The sequence below is a fragment of the Streptosporangium sp. NPDC000563 genome (assembly GCF_040299985.1).
In the GTDB taxonomy this organism is placed as follows: Bacteria; Actinomycetota; Actinomycetes; order Streptosporangiales; family Streptosporangiaceae; genus Streptosporangium.
The window spans coordinates 249,528-265,288 of sequence record NZ_JBEPDA010000009.1; the positions used below are offsets into that span (position 1 = coordinate 249,528).

Consider the following 15,761-nt stretch of genomic DNA (forward strand, 5'->3'; position numbering starts at 1 on the left):
GAGGGCTTTCGCCGTCTTGAGCCATCGTGCTCGTGGACGGCATCCAGAGCACCGTGATCTCGCAGACCAGGCTCGCCACCCAGCGGACAGGCCGGGGAAGGCGGCCCGGAAGAATGGATGGATCTGGATGGGGGAGGGCCAGGTGTGCGGGAATCGCGAGGTATGGCCGGAACCTTTGCGGCGGCCGGTGCGTAGACCCGTACAGACGATCATTCGAGCAGGCGAAGAACACAGGAGGCTGAAACCGTGCCGATCTCCCGCCGGACAGGACTGGGCCTGGCCCTGCTGAGTGCGGCGCTGGTCGCCTGCTCCTCCACCGGGACCACCGGGTCCGCCGACTCCGCGCCCGTCCCACCCACCGCCACGGCCTCCCAGACGCAGTCCGCGGGGCAGGCGGCACCGAAGGTCCGCTTCACCGAGTTCGCGCAGCTCGACATGCCGGTGGCGATGGCCCTGCGCAAGGACGACCAGACGCTCTACATCGCCGAGCAGACGGGGCGGCTGCGCGCGGTGAAGGACGGGAAGGTCGCCGAGGCGCCCGTCGTCGACCTCTCCGGGGAGATCAGCAAGGGCAACGAGCAGGGACTGCTCGGGGTTGCCTTCCATCCGGAGGGGGACTTCCTCTATCTCAACTGGACCGACCGCGAAGGGACCACCCACGTCACCGAATGGGCCTTCGCCGACGGTAAGGCGACCGGCCGCAGAGACGTGCTGACCCAGCGGCAGCCGTACGCCAATCACAACGGCGGGCAGCTCGCCTTCGGACCCGACGGATACTTCTACATCGCCCTCGGCGACGGCGGCAGCGGGGGAGACCCGCAGGGCAACGGCCAGAAACTGGACACCTGGCTCGGCAAGATCCTCAGGATCGACCCGCGCGGCACCCCGTACACGGTTCCCGACGACAACCCGTTCGTCGGCAGGCAGGGCGCCAAGCCGGAGATCTGGTCGTACGGCCTGCGCAACCCCTGGCGGTTCACCTTCGACGCGGAGACCGGCGACATGTGGATCGGGGACGTCGGCCAGAACGCCTGGGAGGAGGTCGACTTCGAGCCGAAGGGCGAGGGGGGCCGCAACTACGGCTGGAACCTCAAGGAGGGCACCCACCCCTTCGACGGGGGTGGTGGCGGCGACACCGCCGACGCCGACGACACAGTGGACCCGATCATCGAGTATCCGCTGCGTGAGGACGGCAACTGCTCGGTCATCGCCGGATACGTCTACCGGGGCGAGAAGATCCCCGGCCTGGAGGGACGATTCGTCTACGGCGACTTCTGCGCGGGCTGGGTCAAGGCCGCGCCCCTTGGAGGGGAGGGGAGCGGCGACGACCTCGGCAGGGTGGAGCAGTTGTCGTCCTTCGGCCAGGGCCACGACGGGGAGCTGTACGCGCTCAGCCTGTCGGGACCCGTCTACCGCCTGGAGCCGGGAGCCGGTTAGAACCCGCCCCCCGGACGTTCACCTCGGGAGGGGCGGGTTAGCGATCCCGGCGCACCCTCCGGCTCCGCCCGCCGCGACGGGTGTCCGAGAGCGCGCCGTCGGAGGTCGTGTCGTCTCGTCACGAGGGGGAGAAAAGTCGGTGATTGTTCGACAAACGTGGCGAGGCGGCGTTCTCGCTCCCGGCGATGGTGCATATAACGGATTCCGTGGACATGTTGCCCGAATTACGGGTGCTATTTCCATAGCCTGAAATGCTGCCGCCGGGAGTTTGAAATGGTAAAAAATTATCTAATATCTATTGTTTTGGCGGTGAGCGCCGGGGCCGCCTTGCCCCTCGGGGCCTCCGCGACGGCCTTCGCCGCGACCGTTCAGCCGACGCCTGCGGCCGAGGAGGTGCTGTACCCGCCGGGTCCCAACGAGAGCGTCAACAGCATCAAGCAGGAGAGCGACAACGCCAACAACATCAACCTGAGGGACAGGGAGAACAACCACCAGAGGGACCGGGAGGGCAACGGCGGCTTCTCGGACGACTGTGAGGGGAACGACTGCTCCGACGGCTGCGGAGCAGAGGGCTGCCGGTCGTCGGACCCGGTGGCGGAACTGCCGTTCACGGGAACGCCCGTGGCGACGGTGGTCCTGCTCGGTGGTGGGCTGCTGGCCGCCGGAGTCGTGGTCACGCTGATCTCGGTACGGCGCCGCCGATCCGCCAGTGTCGAATAGGAGACGACGCCGAGTAGTCGTAGTGGGCCTGCCGGTCTCCGCAGCGCTGGTGCTGGCGGGGGGCTGGTCGGCCCATCTCGGTATGCGCGTCCGCGACCACCTGGAGGCCACCGGGACCGCACTGGTCCGGCTGCGCGCGGTGGTGGGTGCGGGTGACCCGCACCCGGCGGTCACCGCGCTGGCCGAGGCCCGGTGGCACGCGGCCGAGGCCCGGCGGCTCACCGGAGGCCCGGAGTGGTGGACGATCGCCCACGTTCCGATCGTGGGGAACGCCGCGACGACCGTGCGCGGGCTCGCCGACGCCGCCGCGGAGCTGACCGACGTTCTCGCCGGCGTGCGGGAGGTCGCCGCCCCCTTCCTGATGAGCGGGTCGCGCTCCCCGGATGACCCGCGCCACCGGCTGGCCGCGCTCGACGCCGCGGCACCGGTCCTGGACGACGGCGTCTCCCGCCTCGGGCGGGCGCTCTCACGCCTGGCGGCCACCCCCGGCGATACCGGCCTGGACCGGCTGGACGAGGCGCGCGGCACGGCACTGGCCGAGATCGGCCGGCTGCGCGGCCTGCTCGGCGACGCCGCGGACGTCGCCACCCTGCTGCCCCCGATGCTCGGTCGCGACGGCCCCCGCCACTACTTCCTGGCCTTCCAGACCAACGCCGAGGCCCGAGGCACCGGAGGGCTGGTCGGAGCCTTCGGCATCCTGAAGGCCGACCGTGGCAGGCTCACCGTCGAGCACCTCTCCGCCAACAAGGGACTGGCCACGAGTCCCGTCCCCGTCGCCGAGCACGGCCCGGACTTCCTCGGACGTTATGGAACGGGTGCGACCAGGATGCTCTCCGTCTCGAACCTCTCCCCGCACTTTCCGTACGCCGCGGCCACCTGGACGGGGTTGTGGGAGCGACAGGGCCGAAGGCGGCTGGACGGCGCCGTCGCCACCGACCCGGTGGGCCTCGCCCACCTGCTGAGGTTGATCGGGCCGGTGACCCTCCCCGAAGGGGGGAGGGTCACCGCGGAGAATGTCGTCGACCTCACCGAGCGGAAGGCCTACGCCCGCTACCCCGACCCCGCGGCGCGCAAGCGGTTCCTCATCGAGATCGCCGGTGCCGTCGGAGAGGCGCTGCCCGCTTCGCTCGCCGCCCCCGCCAGGCTGCTGCCCGTGCTGTCCGACATGGTGGGCGAGCGGCGGATCCAGGTGTGGAGCCGCCACGAGGCGGAGCAGCGGCGCCTGTCGGGCACACCGGTCAGCGGCGTGCTGCCGTCGCGGCCTGGACCGTTCGCGGGCCTGGTGGTCAACAACTCCGCCGGTGGCAAGCTCGACTACTACCTGGAGCGCGCCCTCGACTACGAGCTTGGCCCCTGCCGGGGCGGGCTGCGTTCCTCGACGGTGCGGATCGGGCTCACCAACGATGTCCCGCGGCGGACACTGCCCTCCTACGTCACCGGACGGCTCGACGATCCGGGGCACCGCCACGTCCCCGGTTCCAACCTGCTCTGGGTGTCGCTGTACGGCGGACTCGGCGCGAGGATGACCGCGGCCCGCCTCGACGGCGACCGGGTGGCGGTCATCAGGGAGACCGAACGCTCCCACCCCGTCTACTCGGTCCTTCTGGAGTTCGCCCCCGGACAGTCCAGGACGCTGGAGTTCGATTTCACCGAACTCGCCTCCGGCGAGCCGCCGCGGGTTCCGGTGCAGCCGCTCGTTCGTCCCCAGCGGACTCGCGTCACCCAGGACCCGCGGGGTTGCCCACCCTGAGGCCGAACTTTCCGGTGGAGGACCGAGGGCGCCACCGGGTGGGCTCCCACGCCGTATCGCCTGTTCGTATCGGCAGAAAAGAGCAAAGAACCGCGCGTCACGGGCGGCGGCGCACGGGGGGCGATCTACTCTCGCGCCATGAAGGCTTCACCGCGGACCGGTGGGACCGCACAGGACGCCGCGATCCCGGGGGAGAGCGTCCCGCCCGGGCACGAGGGCTGCGGGCAGCGCTGCTGGCGGGATGTCCGGGAGGTACGGGAGGGTGTCCGCTTTCGTATCCTCTTCGTGTGCACCGGCAATGTCTGCCGCTCCCCGCTGGCCGAGCGGCTGACCCGCTCGGCCCTGGGTCCGTGCCAGGCGGTCCAGGTGATCAGCGCGGGCACCCGCGCCGAGCCGGGACGGGAGATGACCGAACGCGCCCGGCGGGTTCTGGTACGGCTCGGCGGCGATCCCGCCGGCTTCGGCTCCCGTCCGCTCGTTCCCGCCCTGGTGGCCGCCGCCGATCTCGTACTCACGGCCACCCTCGGGCACCGCGCGGAATCGGTGGCCATGCACCTCTCGGCGGTCACGCGGGCCTTCACCATCGCCGAGTTCGGCACGCTGGTGCGGGCCGTGCCGCCGGAGGAGATCACCCGTCACCGGGATCCCGTGCGGCGGGCCCGCGCGCTGGTCGACCAGGCGCGGGCGCTGCGCGGGCTGGTCCGGATCGACCGGTTCGACATCGCCGACCCGTACGGGCGCTCCCGGCTGGCCTACCGGGCGGCGGGACGGGACATCGCGAGGTCGCTCGCCGTCCCGCTCCGGCTGCTCACACACTCACCGGATTCTTGACCTCGGACTCGTAGCCGTAGTACATGCCGCTACCGACAGGGACGAAGTTCAGGACGCCTCCCACCACACGGGCGTTGATCGACGCCAGCAGTTCCGAAGCGCGGGCCATGTGCTCCCGGCGGGTCTTGCCGTACCGGGCGACGAGCAGCGCGCCGTCGCAGAGCGCGGTGATCGTCGCCGCGTCGGTGACGGGCAGCAGCGGGGGCGCGTCGATGATCACCATGTCGTACGTCCCGGTGAGCTGGGCGAGCACCTGACGCATTCCGTTCGAGCCGAGCAGCTCACTCGGGTTCGGCGGAATCTGACCGCTCGGCAGGACGGACAGGCCGGCATCGCCCCAGACCTGGATGACCTCGTTCAGGCGCGCCTTGTCGATCAGCACGTCCGTCAGGCCCGTCGCCCCCTCGATACCGAGGTAGGAGGGAATGCTGGGGCGGCGCAGGTCGCCGTCGACCAGGATGACCCGCCAGCCCGCCTGGGCCAGCGTGATCGCGAGGTTGGCGGAGGTCGAGGACTTCCCCTCGCCGGGCAGGCAGCTGGTGACCACGAGTGACTTCGGCTGCCGGTCGACACCGATGAACTGCAGGTTGGTCCGGAGTGCGCGGAACGCCTCGGACCGGGACGACCGGCCACGGTCGCGCAGGATCAGGGGGTGGTGCCGCGCGTCCCGCTCGTAGCCGATGACCCCGAGCACCGAGCTGCCCGACGCCTCCCGTAGCGCCTCGGGGGACGTGAGGGTCGTGTCCAGGCGGTCACGGAGGATGATCACGGCCATGGTGGCGAGCAGCGCGATCAGTACGGCGACCGCCAGGTTGACCAGTGGCCTGGGGCTGACCGGTTCCCGGGGGACATCCGCCTTGTCCACTATCGTGATCTTGATGGTGGGGCGGCTGCCCGGAGTGGGCCGCTCGATCTGGTCGATCAGCTTCGAGAAGCGGTCCCCCAGGGCGTTGGCCAGCAGGGAGGCTCGCGCGGGGTCGGTGTCGGTGACCGTGGCACGCAGGAGCACGGTGCCGGGGACGGCCTCGGCGCTGATGTTCCTCTGGACGCGCGCGATGTCCTCGCCCTCGACGATCTGGCCGACCACCCGGCGGCTGGACAGCAGGTTGGCGTAGGACTGCACCCGCTGGGCCGACAGCATGCCCGCCTGGTAGGCGGTGGAGAGGCTGCCCTCCCTGTCGTGGCCCGACACCAGCATGGAGATCGTCGAGACGTATTTCGGCGGCATGTTCGCCGTGACGGCGAGCGCCGCCCCCACCGCCAGGATCAGTGAGAGGAGGATGATCAGCCAGTTCCTGCGCACCAGCCGTGCGTAGTAGAGCAGATCCACGGGATCAACGCCGCCTTTCGTGGGTTTTCTGAGGGATCCGAGGGGGGTGGGCCGGCGGGTGGGCCTTCGTGTCCCGTAGCAGGCCGGCGAGAGTGACGGCGATCGCGCCCGCCACGACCATCGCGACGAGTGGTGACAGCTGGCCCGAGACCGTCGTCAGGCAGAGGGCGCCGGTGAACGCCGTGATCGCGCCCAGCGTCGTGGCGACCGCACGGGTTCCCAGGCCCATACGGCGCAGCCGGTGCGACACGTGGTCGGTACCGCCCCGCAACGGCGGGCGGTTCGCCAGCAGGCGGGAGAGGAGGACCATGCAGGTGTCGACGGTCGCCATGAACGTCGGCAGGAACAGTCCGGCGATCACCCCGTCCGGGGACCGTCCCATGACCAGGACGGTCGCCGAGCAGGCCACCGTGAATCCGAGGAACAGCGACCCGGAGTCCCCCATGAACATTCTCGCGGGCGCCCAGTTGTGCGGCAGGAAGCCCAGGCACGCGCAGGCGAGCGCGCACAGGAGCACCGCGAGCGAGGTGTGGCCCTGGAGCAGGGCCGTGGCCGCGAGGAGGCCGGCGGTCACGGTGGTGACGGTTCCCAGCGCGCCGTCCATGTTGTCCAGCAGGTTGAAGGAGTTCGTCATCACGATGATCCACACCACGGTGAGGACGCTGTCCAGCCACGTTCCGGTGACGGTCGCCTGGACGCCGGAGAACACCACCCCGATCGCCACCGCGGTCTCCACGATCAACCTGGTGACCGCGGGCAGGGGGGTGATGTCGTCGATCAGGCCGAGGAGGGACACCGTGGCGGCGGCGAGGAGGATCGCGATGATCTGCAGATCGGCGAGGCCGAGCACGATCACGGTGGGCACGGTCGTGCCCACCGTGATCGCGACACCGCCGAGGTACGGGGTCGGGCGGGTGTGGGCCTTGTGCCCGCCGGGGCGGTCGGTGAGATCCCACCGCAGCGCCAGACGCCCCAGCGGCACGGCGGCCGTCGCGCTGAGCAGGAAGGCCGCTCCCGCGACGAGGGCGATCGTCCCGCTCACCGCGGGAACGCCGCCGGATCGCCGGAGGCCTCGCCGATGATCTCGGTGAGGATCTGGTCGAGAGAGCGCCGCGGAGTCCAGCCGGTGAGCGCGCGGAGCTTCGCGGTGTCCGGAACCCTGCGGGTCATGTCCTCGAATCCTCGCTCGTAGGCCTGGGAGTAGGGGATGAGATCGACCCCGGAGGTGGATCCGGTGAACTCGATGATGAGTTTCGCCAGTTCCATGATGCTCACCTCGTCGCTGGAGCCGATGTTGAAGGTCTCACCGACGGCCCTGTCCTCGTCGAGCAAACGCAGCAGCGCGTCGACGATGTCCGAGACGTGTGCGAAGCAGCGGGTCTGGGTCCCGTCGCCGAAGACCGTCAGGGGCGTGGCCGACAGGGCCTGCCGGACGAGGCTCGGGATCACCATGCCGTAGGTCGGGCTCTGCCGCGGTCCCACGGTGTTGAACAGCCGGACGACGATCGTCGGCAGGCCGCGCTCCTTGTGATAGGCGTTGGCGAGGATCTCGTCGACGGCCTTGGCGGTGCTGTAGGCCCATCGGACCACCGCGGGGCTGCCGAGGATGCGGTCGGCGTCCTCGCGCAGCGCGCCGGAGGAGTTCTTGCCGTAGATCTCGCTCGTGCTGGTGACCAGGATCTTCTTCCGGTATCGGTGCGCGGCCTCGATGACGATCTCCGAACCCCGGATGTTGGTCGTCAGCGACCGCAGCGGTTGCTCGACGATCAGCTTGACGCCGACCGCGGCCGCCATGTGGACGACGACGTCGCATCGGTGGACCAACTCGTCGACCATGAGTTCGTCCAGGACCGAACCGTGCACGAAACGCAGGGCCGGATGAGGGCGCAGGTTCTCCAGCCGTCCCGTCGAGAGATTGTCCAGGGCGATGACGGAGTCACCGCGCGCGAGCAGCGCGTCGGCCAGATGCGATCCGATGAATCCGCTTCCGCCTGTTATTAGATATTTAGTGCTTGATGTCGTGCTCACGGGGTTCTCCTCGTCACGTTCATGGAGGGAGATCTCTGTTGGCGGGAAGGAGGCGGTGGATCACGCGTAGCCGGCGACCTGCGCCCTGATGGCCGGGGCCTGAGTTCTCTCGAACCAGGCCACCGTCGTGCGGAGCCCGTCCTCAAGCGGGACGGGACACACACCGGGGAACAGTTCGCGCAGCCGACGGGGAGAGGCCTGGGACTGCCGGATGTCGCCCGGCCGGGGTGGCAGGCAGGTCTCCTCGACGGGGCGGCCGAGTATCTCGGCCAGGACGCCCATCAGGTGCCGGAGGGAGACGAGGGTCCCGAACGCCAGGTTCACCGGCTTCGTGCTGGTCATCCGGCGCGCGGCCGCGTCGGCGAGGACCTGGGTCACCGAGCCCACGTAGGTGAAGTCCCGCGACTGGAGGCCGTCGCCGTGCAGCGGGACCGGCTCGCCCCGCAGCGCGGCGGAGACGAACGCCGGGATCACGGCCGCGTACGCGTGTCCGGCGCTCTGCAGCGGGCCGTAGACGTTGAAGAAGCGGAACGGCAGGACCGGCAGGCCGTAACTGTGCGCGTAGGCCAGTGCGTACGCCTCCGCGGCGAGTTTGCCGGCTCCGTACGGGCTGAGCGGTCTGGTGGGCAGGTCCTCGTGCTTGTGGGATTCGGGACTGTCGCCGTACACCGAGGACGAGGAGGCGAGGATCACGTGCGGTCTGCTCGCGCGACACGCCTCCAGCACGTGCAGGGTGCCGGTCGCGTTGACGGCGTGCGAGGCCAGCGGGTCGGCCAGGGAGCGGGGCACCGACGGCCGGGCGGCGAGGTGGATCACGTGTGTGGCACCGGCCACCAGGTCCGTCAGCAGGTCTCGGTCCAGGATGCTGCCCGTCACCACCGTCGCCTCGACGCCGTCGAGATTGGTGAGATCCCCGCTGCTCAGATCGTCCAGCACCGTGATGTGCCCGACCTCGGGCCTGGCGGCCAGCGCCCGGCACATGTGCGCGCCGATGAAACCGGCGCCGCCCGTCACCAGCACTCTCATCGTGCGTTCCCCTCCGCCACGAGCCGGCGGCCGCCCTTCCCGCACAGCGACCGGTAGAGGTGCTCGGTATCGGAGACGAGGCGATCCACGCCGAACGCGAATCGTGTCCACTCCTGGGCCGCCTCGCCCATCTGGCGGGCCAGGCCCGCGTCGCGGAGCAGATGGACGGTGTGCGCCGCCAGTTCGGCCGGGTCGGTCGAGGCCAGCAGACCGGTGTGGCCGTCCCTGACGACCTCGGCGACGCTTCCCACCCGGGTGGAGACGACCGGCGTACCCGCCATGCCGGCCTCGATGAGGCTGAGCGGGGTCCCCTCGTTGTCGGAGGTGAGCACGACCACGTCGGCGGCGGCGTAGACGGTCTCCACGTCCTTCCTCCAGCCGAGCAGGTGAAAGGAGTCGCGGACGGGCTCGACGTCCCGGGTGACCTGCCGCTCCAGGTCGCCGCCCCCGCATACGACGAAGCGGCAGCCGGGGATCTGCCTGGACACGGCGTCGGCCACGGCGAGGAACCGGTCGGGCCGCTTCACCGCGGTGAGGCGGCCCACGTACGCCACGATCGGCGCGTCCGGAGGCAGTCCCAGCGCGGCGCGTGCCGTCCCGCGGTCGGGGATCGGTTTCAGCCGGACACCGGGAGGGATCACCACGTACTGCGAGGGGCGCCCGATCCCGGCCTGGAGCAGATCGTCCCTGACCTGGGCCCCCACCGTCACGAGCCGGTCCGACACGGAGGCCAGGAGCCGTTCCGACCGCACGTAGAGCTCGCGCCTGACCGGGGAGAAGTAGCCGTGCAGGAGATGTCCGTGGAAGACGTGCACCCGGGCCGAGCCGACGCCGGCCAGGCGGGAGGCCACCCTGCCCAGGGCGCCCGCCTTGGCCGTGCGGGTGTGGACGATGTGCGGACGGAACGCCCGCATGGCGCCGATCAGCCAGAAGAGCGCGCGGTAGTCGTCTCCGGGTCTGACCGACCGGCCGAGGCCGGGGACCCGCTGGACCTGCGTCTCCGTCCCGTGCAGCCGGAGGTGGTCGCACTCCTGGCCGTCGACGTAGCCGGTGTAGAGGCGGTGGTCGAATTCCTTCGCGTCCAACCCCTCCGACAGCCCCGACACCTGCGTGGCGGGGCCGCCGACGTTCATTCGGGCGATGATTTCCATGACACGAATCCGGCCGTCCGGCTTCATGCGGGCTCCTCGGTGACAGGCCTGGTTCACGTTGGAGAAACTAGTTCGCTCTTTGGGTTGTTCGCCGACACCATCACGGTGATGGCGCGATGTTTTTCCTATTCCCTACCTAGGCATGATCTAGCTGGGTCGTCCCAAGTGTTCGCAGTCCGCCCGATGATCCCTATCGGGTCCGATGGCTTTGCGAGTGGCCGCGCGGGAAATATGGGCGAATTAGCCTTTTTGTATTTCTGCGTTTCGATGCCGGAAGATCACTCGCGCTCTGGACAACCGAGGTCGGTGATACGCCGCAACGACCCGATCCAGAAAGCCGTGCCGAGCGTGGCGACGGCGAGCGTTCCCCACGCGAAACAGAGCGACGCCTGGAACGGGCCCGAGGTGGTCCGGCTGCCGACGAGGAGCACGCCCAGGAGCATGCCCCCCTCCGCCAGGAGGTACGCGAGCCGCCGGCCGGGCCTGCCGAGGGCGAGGGGGAGCACGTTGGACCAGCAGACCGCTCCCTTCACGCAGGCGGCGCCCAGGAGCACCACGGCGACCACGCCGAGGTGGGCGTAGCCGGGGCCGTAGGCCATGCCGATGACGGCGTCGGTCACCGGGAGCGCGACGGCGATGGTCACCGCCCCGGCCGCAGCGAGCAGCAGGGTGGTGCGCGTGACGTCCCGGATGATGGCTGCCCTTCCCGCTCCCGCCGTGGCGCTCCGGATGATCCGGGGATAGAGCATCGCGGCCACCGGGATCGCCAGGTTGGCGTAGAAGCGGCCGGGGGCCGATGCGATCTTGAGGATGGTCACCAGGGTCGGTCCGCCCAGCAGGCCGGCCAGAGTGAGGATGCCCGAGTCGGAGATTCCGGCCACGCTGGTGCCCATGGATGTCTTCACGGTGAAGGCGACCATGCCCGAGGGCGGCCGGACTCGTGCGACCGCCGGTCCCATTCGTGCGAGGAGCCCTCGGGTCGCCAACAGGTAGAACACCACCGCCATCACCAGCGCACCCGCGGCCTGCCCCCCCAGGTAGAGAAGGGGCCCTCCAAGGAACAACCCGCCAAGGGACAGCCCGAACGACAGGACCGCGCATCGCGTCCTGAGCGTGCCCAGAGCGCGCAGCCGGTCTGTCAGCGCGAAGGCCGCGCCCGCTGTGCCGTACGACGCCATGGACCCGCGTGTGACGATCGCGAGAGCGAACATGAGCGCGAACTCGTCCGACAGGGAACCCAGCAGACGCGCGGCCAGCACCGCCACGAGACCGACACAGGCCGCGGCCACGCCGATCGCCACGTCCCAGTGCATCAGGCGCATGAACAGCGAGGAGCCCTGCCCGCTCCGTTGCTGCTCGATGGGGACGAATCGCTGGGCGGCGTTCTCCAGGCAGGGGTCGCACAGGAGAAACCAGACGGTCGCCACAGACTGGGCGAAAATGACCTGACCCGATGTCTCACTCCCCGTCAGGCGTACCAGGGCGATCAGGCTGAGAGTGGGAAGAACCGCCTCGCCAAGGCCGGCGGCGGTCAGCGATGTGAAGGTCCGCAGATGGCGCCCGCCGGGTGGGCGCATCCGCTGGACGGCACGTCCGAGAGTGGTGACCATGTCCTACGAGCAGACCTCGTCGTAGAGCCTGTCGAACCAGGCGGCCGCTCGGCTGATGTCCACGAGCTCGGCGCTTTCCCGCGCTCCTTCGCGAAGGCGTGCGTGGATCTCCGGTCGCGTCGCCCGCAGGATGCCCTCGGCGAGGGCGGCGGGGTCCCCCGGCCTGACGAGGAGGCCGTTCCTCCGGTCCTCGATCAGATGGGGCACCCCGCCCACGGCGGTGGACACGACGGGCACGCCCGCGGCGAGAGCCTCCATGACGACCACGGGCAACCCCTCGTACGAGGAACTGAGCACGAGCAGATCGGAGGAGGCGATGAGCCGGTCGGCGTCGGGCACGTGACCGAGCAGGCGCACGTTGCCCAGGCCGAGATCCTCGACCCGGCGAGCCACCCGCGCGTGCAGGGGACCGGATCCGGCGAGCAGGAACACGGGACGGGGGTCTCGCTCCCCGACCCTCGCCGCGGCTTCGACGAGTAGCTCGTGGTTCTTCTGCGCGCGGAAGTTGGCGACGTGCACGACCAGGAAGGAGTCCGGGGAGACGTTCCACTCTCGCCTCGTCTGTTCCGATTGAGCCGCCCAACGGCGTTGTTCGGCGACGTGGACGCCGTGCACGCGAACGGACAGGCCCCGCGAGCGCCTGCCGGTGCGAGCGCGGGCGACCTCGGGGGAGACGGCCACGGTCCGGATGTCCAGCCATCCCGTCGCCCGATCGAGCAACATCGTCGGCAGGCGGTAGCGCACGTTGTGCACCGTCGAGACCAGGGCCGGGCGAGGACTCAACAGCTGGGACACGGGCCGCAGGAGCGACGCGGGAAGGGGCGAGTGGATGTTGAGAACGTCGGGTTCGAGCCTTCGCACCACGTACGCGAGGCGGGCCAGGCGGAGCCAGCGCGGGCACGAGGTGAGGTCGACGACCCGGATGCCCGCCGATCGCAGCCGCCCGCTCAGTTCGTGGGTGGAGGCACGCAGGCATACGACGGTGTAGCGCTTGCCCGTCGGGGGAGCGGAGAGCAGCCTCTCGACGAGCAGGACCTCCGCGCCGCCCACGTCCAGCGTCTTGATCACTTCACAGACGTGCAGGCCGCTCATGACGCGCCCGCCTGGGCGAGGGGGCGGTCGGCGATGAGCGTCTCGTACCATTCCCCGATGCGGTCGCCCACCATCCGCCAGTCGAGGTTCGACACGGCCCGCACGCCGCGTTCGGTCATCTCAAGGCACAGCGCCTCGTCGTCGAGGACCGATCGCAGGTGCGCCACCAGGTCGTGCACGGATCCCGACCGGAAGACGCGGTAGGCGGAGCCGTCCGCCACGACCGCGCCGAGTGAGGCGTCGGACGAGACGATGACGGCGGTGCCCAGCGCGAGGGCCTCCAGGAGGGCGAAGGGAATGCCCTCGCCGATGGCGGGAAGCCGCTGGGAGGCGTGCACGACCACCTGGGCCCGGCTCACCAGCGAGTACACGTCGTCGGCGGGGATGTGCCCGGTGAACTCGATTCCCTGCCCCGTCCCGGCGAGCCGTTCAAGCCGGGCGCGTTCCGGGCCGTCACCCGCGATGACGAGGCGCGCGCCGGGGTGGTCGGTCCGTAGCCGGTGGAAGGCCTCAACGGTCAGCGCGTGGTTCTTCACCTTCACCAGCGAGCCCACACTGACGATCAGTCCTGGTTCGACCGGATGTCTCTCCCGGAATCCGGCGAGGTGATCGAGGTTCAGGCCGCCGGGTATGACCCGCATCCGCCGCTCCGGCACGCCGGCCGCCAGCAGGTCCTCCCGCGGCCGTTCTCCGGCCACGATGAATCCGTCGGTGTGCCGGAAGGCCCACGGCATGATCCGCCGGTGACGCACGGTGAGGGCACCGTGGACATGGATCAGGAGGGGGATCCCCGCTCGCCGTGCGGCGGAGCCGAGGCCGAGTGCCTCGCGGTGGTCGCCGTGCGCGTGCACGATGTCGATCCGGTGTGCCCGGCGGAGCGTCCGCGCGCACTCCATGGCGAAGGCGATCACATCCGACCTCCTTGAGACGGCGCGGCTGGCAGCGGTCCGTGCCAGCGGAAACGCCTTCGCGCCGCCGGGGACGTCGCCGCGCCGGTGGGCGACGACCACCTCGTGCCCGCGCAGCATCTGCTCGTGGCTGAGGCGCTCGATATAGCGCTCCTTTCCTCCCGGCTCGGGTGGAAGTCGGTATCCGATGTGCAGAATCCTCATGTCAACCTCCCTGATGGGCTCGGTGTCCTTCCGGCCCGGCTCGCCGGGCCGACGCGTCGTCACCCGGTGGGTCGTCGTCGGCGCCTGGGGAGACCTCGTGCTCCGGGATCCGGTAGACGGCGCAGTCGCCGGAGCGGAACCGCAGTTCGGCGAAGTCCCCGATCCTGGAGGTCCGGCCGGTGCGGCGCTCGTCGGCGAAGAGCCAGCGCACCCCGTAGCGCTCGCGCAGCCGCCCGATCGTGGCCGCCGAGGGGGCCTGGAAGGCGGCGTCGTTGAGGGCGAGCCGCTCGCCGTCCCAGAACGGCAGGCGCTCCGGCAGGGACCCCGGCCGCCAGCGGCTCGTGTTCGCCGCGGTGTAGGTCCATCCCTCGACCAGCACCCGCCGCTCCGACAGGGCGGCCACCCAGGACTGGCGGCTGTCGCACGGGTTCTCGTACCCCCAGCGGCAGTGCGCGTTCGTGGCGACCAGGTCGTCGGGGTCCGAGTGGGCGCGCAGCCACCGGCCGGCCTCCAGGGCACCCAGAGGGACGGGTGAGGCCACCGGCCTGACCGGGGGAGAGCCGTTTCCGATGAGGCGGTCCATGACGGAAAGGACACGCGCGTGCCCGTAGGCGGGCAGGCCGATGGCCGCGAGCATGATGGTGACGAGGGCACATCCGCGAAGGCCGCCGCACCTGACGACCAGGACGGCGGACACCAGGACGACGGCCACCGCAAGCACGATGTACGGCCGGTAGAGGACGGTGTCCCCCTCACCGGGACCGAGGGGGATCCTGACGCCGCACAGGACGGGAATCGCATAGGCGGCGACCGCTCCGGCGCCGGCCGAGCACATCGCCACTCCGGGTGAAACCCGTGCACGCCGCAGGAGGACGAGGATCCCGTAGACCGCGACGATCACCAGGTAGGGATAGGCGCCCCAGAGGAAGAAGAGCTGGCTCCTGCCCGGGTGCCCGAGCAGGAGCGCCGCGCCCATGCCCGCCGCGCCCATGCCGAGCAGGAGGACCACCGTCGGCCGCAGGAGCAGTCTCGGCCTGCACAGCAGCCCGAGGATCCCGCACCACGCGACGGCCCAGCACAACAGGTAGAGCGACGCGACGGCGAGCACCGAGGCCGACGGAGGGCTCACCTGCTCGCCCAGGCCGGTCAACTCGCCCCACGCGGCTCGCGCGAACGAGAGGGGGTCGACGACCAACCCTTGCCGCACCCGGCCGAACAGCGTCACCTGCGCGCTGAGGAAGCACACCGCGGTCATCCCGAGCGCGACGAGCGCGGGCCACGGCACCCGGCGCCGCCTGATCACCTCGACCGCGACCACCGCCAGCAGGCCCGCCGCGAGCAGGGGCAGGTAGACGGCCTTGGCTCCCATGACCGCCACCATGAACACGCCGAGCAGGAGCCATCTGCCGACGTCACGTCTGCGTCCTTCGAGGAGGTCGACGAGCAGCAGGACGACCGGGGCGAACAGCAGAGCCCCGAACGCCTGGGTGGGGCTCGTCCATGAGGCGTCGGGAATGCCTCCCCAGGTGAACAGATCGCTGCTACCCAGGTAGAGGCTCGCCGCTCCGACCGAGATCGAGCCCGTGATGGCGAGGAGTGTGGCGGGGTGGGAGCGGGTGAGGCGGTGGGTGATCATGGCCAGGAGGATGGTCAGGGTGAACATCATGGGGAGCA

At 70.4% G+C, this 15,761-nt stretch carries 13 protein-coding genes; 4 read left to right on the forward strand and 9 right to left on the reverse strand.

All coding sequences use genetic code 11. From position 1 onward, the window contains the following. The first annotated feature begins 246 nt into the window (after nucleotides 1–246). The 4 genes from ABT352_RS22480 (at nucleotide 247) to ABT352_RS22495 (ending at nucleotide 4,738) form a co-directional block, all read left to right on the forward strand. Nucleotides 247–1,437: a PQQ-dependent sugar dehydrogenase gene (locus ABT352_RS22480; RefSeq protein WP_350946837.1), complete on the forward strand. Its 1,191-nt coding sequence runs from the start codon at nucleotides 247–249 to the stop codon at nucleotides 1,435–1,437. A 309-nt stretch (nucleotides 1,438–1,746) separates the two neighbouring features. Then, a complete protein-coding gene (locus ABT352_RS22485; RefSeq protein WP_350946838.1) occupies nucleotides 1,747–2,157 on the forward strand; it encodes a hypothetical protein in 411 nt (136 codons plus the stop codon). A gap of 22 nt (nucleotides 2,158–2,179) precedes the next feature. Beyond that, nucleotides 2,180–3,907, forward strand: coding sequence for a DUF4012 domain-containing protein (locus tag ABT352_RS22490; RefSeq protein ID WP_350946839.1), 1,728 nt, complete (start codon nucleotides 2,180–2,182; stop codon nucleotides 3,905–3,907). A 138-nt stretch (nucleotides 3,908–4,045) separates the two neighbouring features. Further along, on the forward strand, nucleotides 4,046–4,738 hold the full coding sequence (locus tag ABT352_RS22495) for an arsenate reductase/protein-tyrosine-phosphatase family protein (RefSeq protein WP_350946840.1): 693 nt from the start codon (nucleotides 4,046–4,048) through the stop codon (nucleotides 4,736–4,738). Here ABT352_RS22495 and ABT352_RS22500 read toward each other — a convergent pair. From ABT352_RS22500 to ABT352_RS22540, 9 genes are all read right to left on the reverse strand, one after another. After that, a complete protein-coding gene (locus tag ABT352_RS22500; protein ID WP_350946841.1) occupies nucleotides 4,716–6,068 on the reverse strand; it encodes a tyrosine-protein kinase domain-containing protein in 1,353 nt (450 codons plus the stop codon). The two genes, ABT352_RS22495 and ABT352_RS22500, sit on opposite strands and share 23 nt — an antisense overlap. 4 nt (nucleotides 6,069–6,072) lie before the next feature. Continuing rightward, nucleotides 6,073–7,110, reverse strand: coding sequence for a glycosyltransferase family 4 protein (locus ABT352_RS22505; RefSeq protein WP_350946842.1), 1,038 nt, complete (start codon nucleotides 7,108–7,110; stop codon nucleotides 6,073–6,075). Then, nucleotides 7,107–8,096, reverse strand: coding sequence for an NAD-dependent epimerase/dehydratase family protein (locus tag ABT352_RS22510; RefSeq protein WP_350946843.1), 990 nt, complete (start codon nucleotides 8,094–8,096; stop codon nucleotides 7,107–7,109). Before ABT352_RS22510 ends, ABT352_RS22505 begins: the two co-directional genes overlap by 4 nt. A 60-nt stretch (nucleotides 8,097–8,156) precedes the next feature. Further along, on the reverse strand, nucleotides 8,157–9,122 hold the full coding sequence (locus ABT352_RS22515; protein WP_350946844.1) for an NAD-dependent epimerase/dehydratase family protein: 966 nt from the start codon (nucleotides 9,120–9,122) through the stop codon (nucleotides 8,157–8,159). Continuing rightward, nucleotides 9,119–10,300, reverse strand: coding sequence for a glycosyltransferase (locus ABT352_RS22520; protein ID WP_350946845.1), 1,182 nt, complete (start codon nucleotides 10,298–10,300; stop codon nucleotides 9,119–9,121). Before ABT352_RS22520 ends, ABT352_RS22515 begins: the two co-directional genes overlap by 4 nt. 251 nt (nucleotides 10,301–10,551) lie before the next feature. Further along, nucleotides 10,552–11,883 carry a polysaccharide biosynthesis protein gene (locus ABT352_RS22525; protein ID WP_350946846.1) on the reverse strand — a complete coding sequence of 444 codons (1,332 nt, stop codon included), beginning with the start codon at nucleotides 11,881–11,883 and terminating at the stop codon, nucleotides 10,552–10,554. Between the two features lie 3 nt (nucleotides 11,884–11,886). Beyond that, on the reverse strand, nucleotides 11,887–12,975 hold the full coding sequence (locus ABT352_RS22530) for a glycosyltransferase (protein WP_350946847.1): 1,089 nt from the start codon (nucleotides 12,973–12,975) through the stop codon (nucleotides 11,887–11,889). Further along, nucleotides 12,972–14,087, reverse strand: a complete 1,116-nt coding sequence (locus ABT352_RS22535) for a glycosyltransferase family 4 protein (protein WP_350946848.1) — start codon at nucleotides 14,085–14,087, stop codon at nucleotides 12,972–12,974. Before ABT352_RS22535 ends, ABT352_RS22530 begins: the two co-directional genes overlap by 4 nt. A gap of 1 nt (nucleotide 14,088) precedes the next feature. Next, nucleotides 14,089–15,761, reverse strand: a 1,673-nt coding sequence (locus tag ABT352_RS22540) for a hypothetical protein (protein ID WP_350946849.1), incomplete at its 5' end; no start/stop codon positions are given.

What these genes read in the sequence shown, in the direction of transcription:
- ABT352_RS22520 (WP_350946845.1), bottom strand. Translation starts at nt 10,300, where the DNA reads ATGAAGCCGGACGGCCGGATTCGTGTCATGGAAATCATCGCCCGAATG.
- ABT352_RS22535 (WP_350946848.1), bottom strand. Translation starts at nt 14,087, where the DNA reads ATGAGGATTCTGCACATCGGATACCGACTTCCACCCGAGCCGGGAGGA.
- ABT352_RS22515 (WP_350946844.1), bottom strand. Translation starts at nt 9,122, where the DNA reads ATGAGAGTGCTGGTGACGGGCGGCGCCGGTTTCATCGGCGCGCACATG.
- ABT352_RS22530 (WP_350946847.1), bottom strand. Translation starts at nt 12,975, where the DNA reads ATGAGCGGCCTGCACGTCTGTGAAGTGATCAAGACGCTGGACGTGGGC.
- ABT352_RS22525 (WP_350946846.1), bottom strand. Translation starts at nt 11,883, where the DNA reads ATGGTCACCACTCTCGGACGTGCCGTCCAGCGGATGCGCCCACCCGGC.
- ABT352_RS22495 (WP_350946840.1), top strand. Translation starts at nt 4,046, where the DNA reads ATGAAGGCTTCACCGCGGACCGGTGGGACCGCACAGGACGCCGCGATC.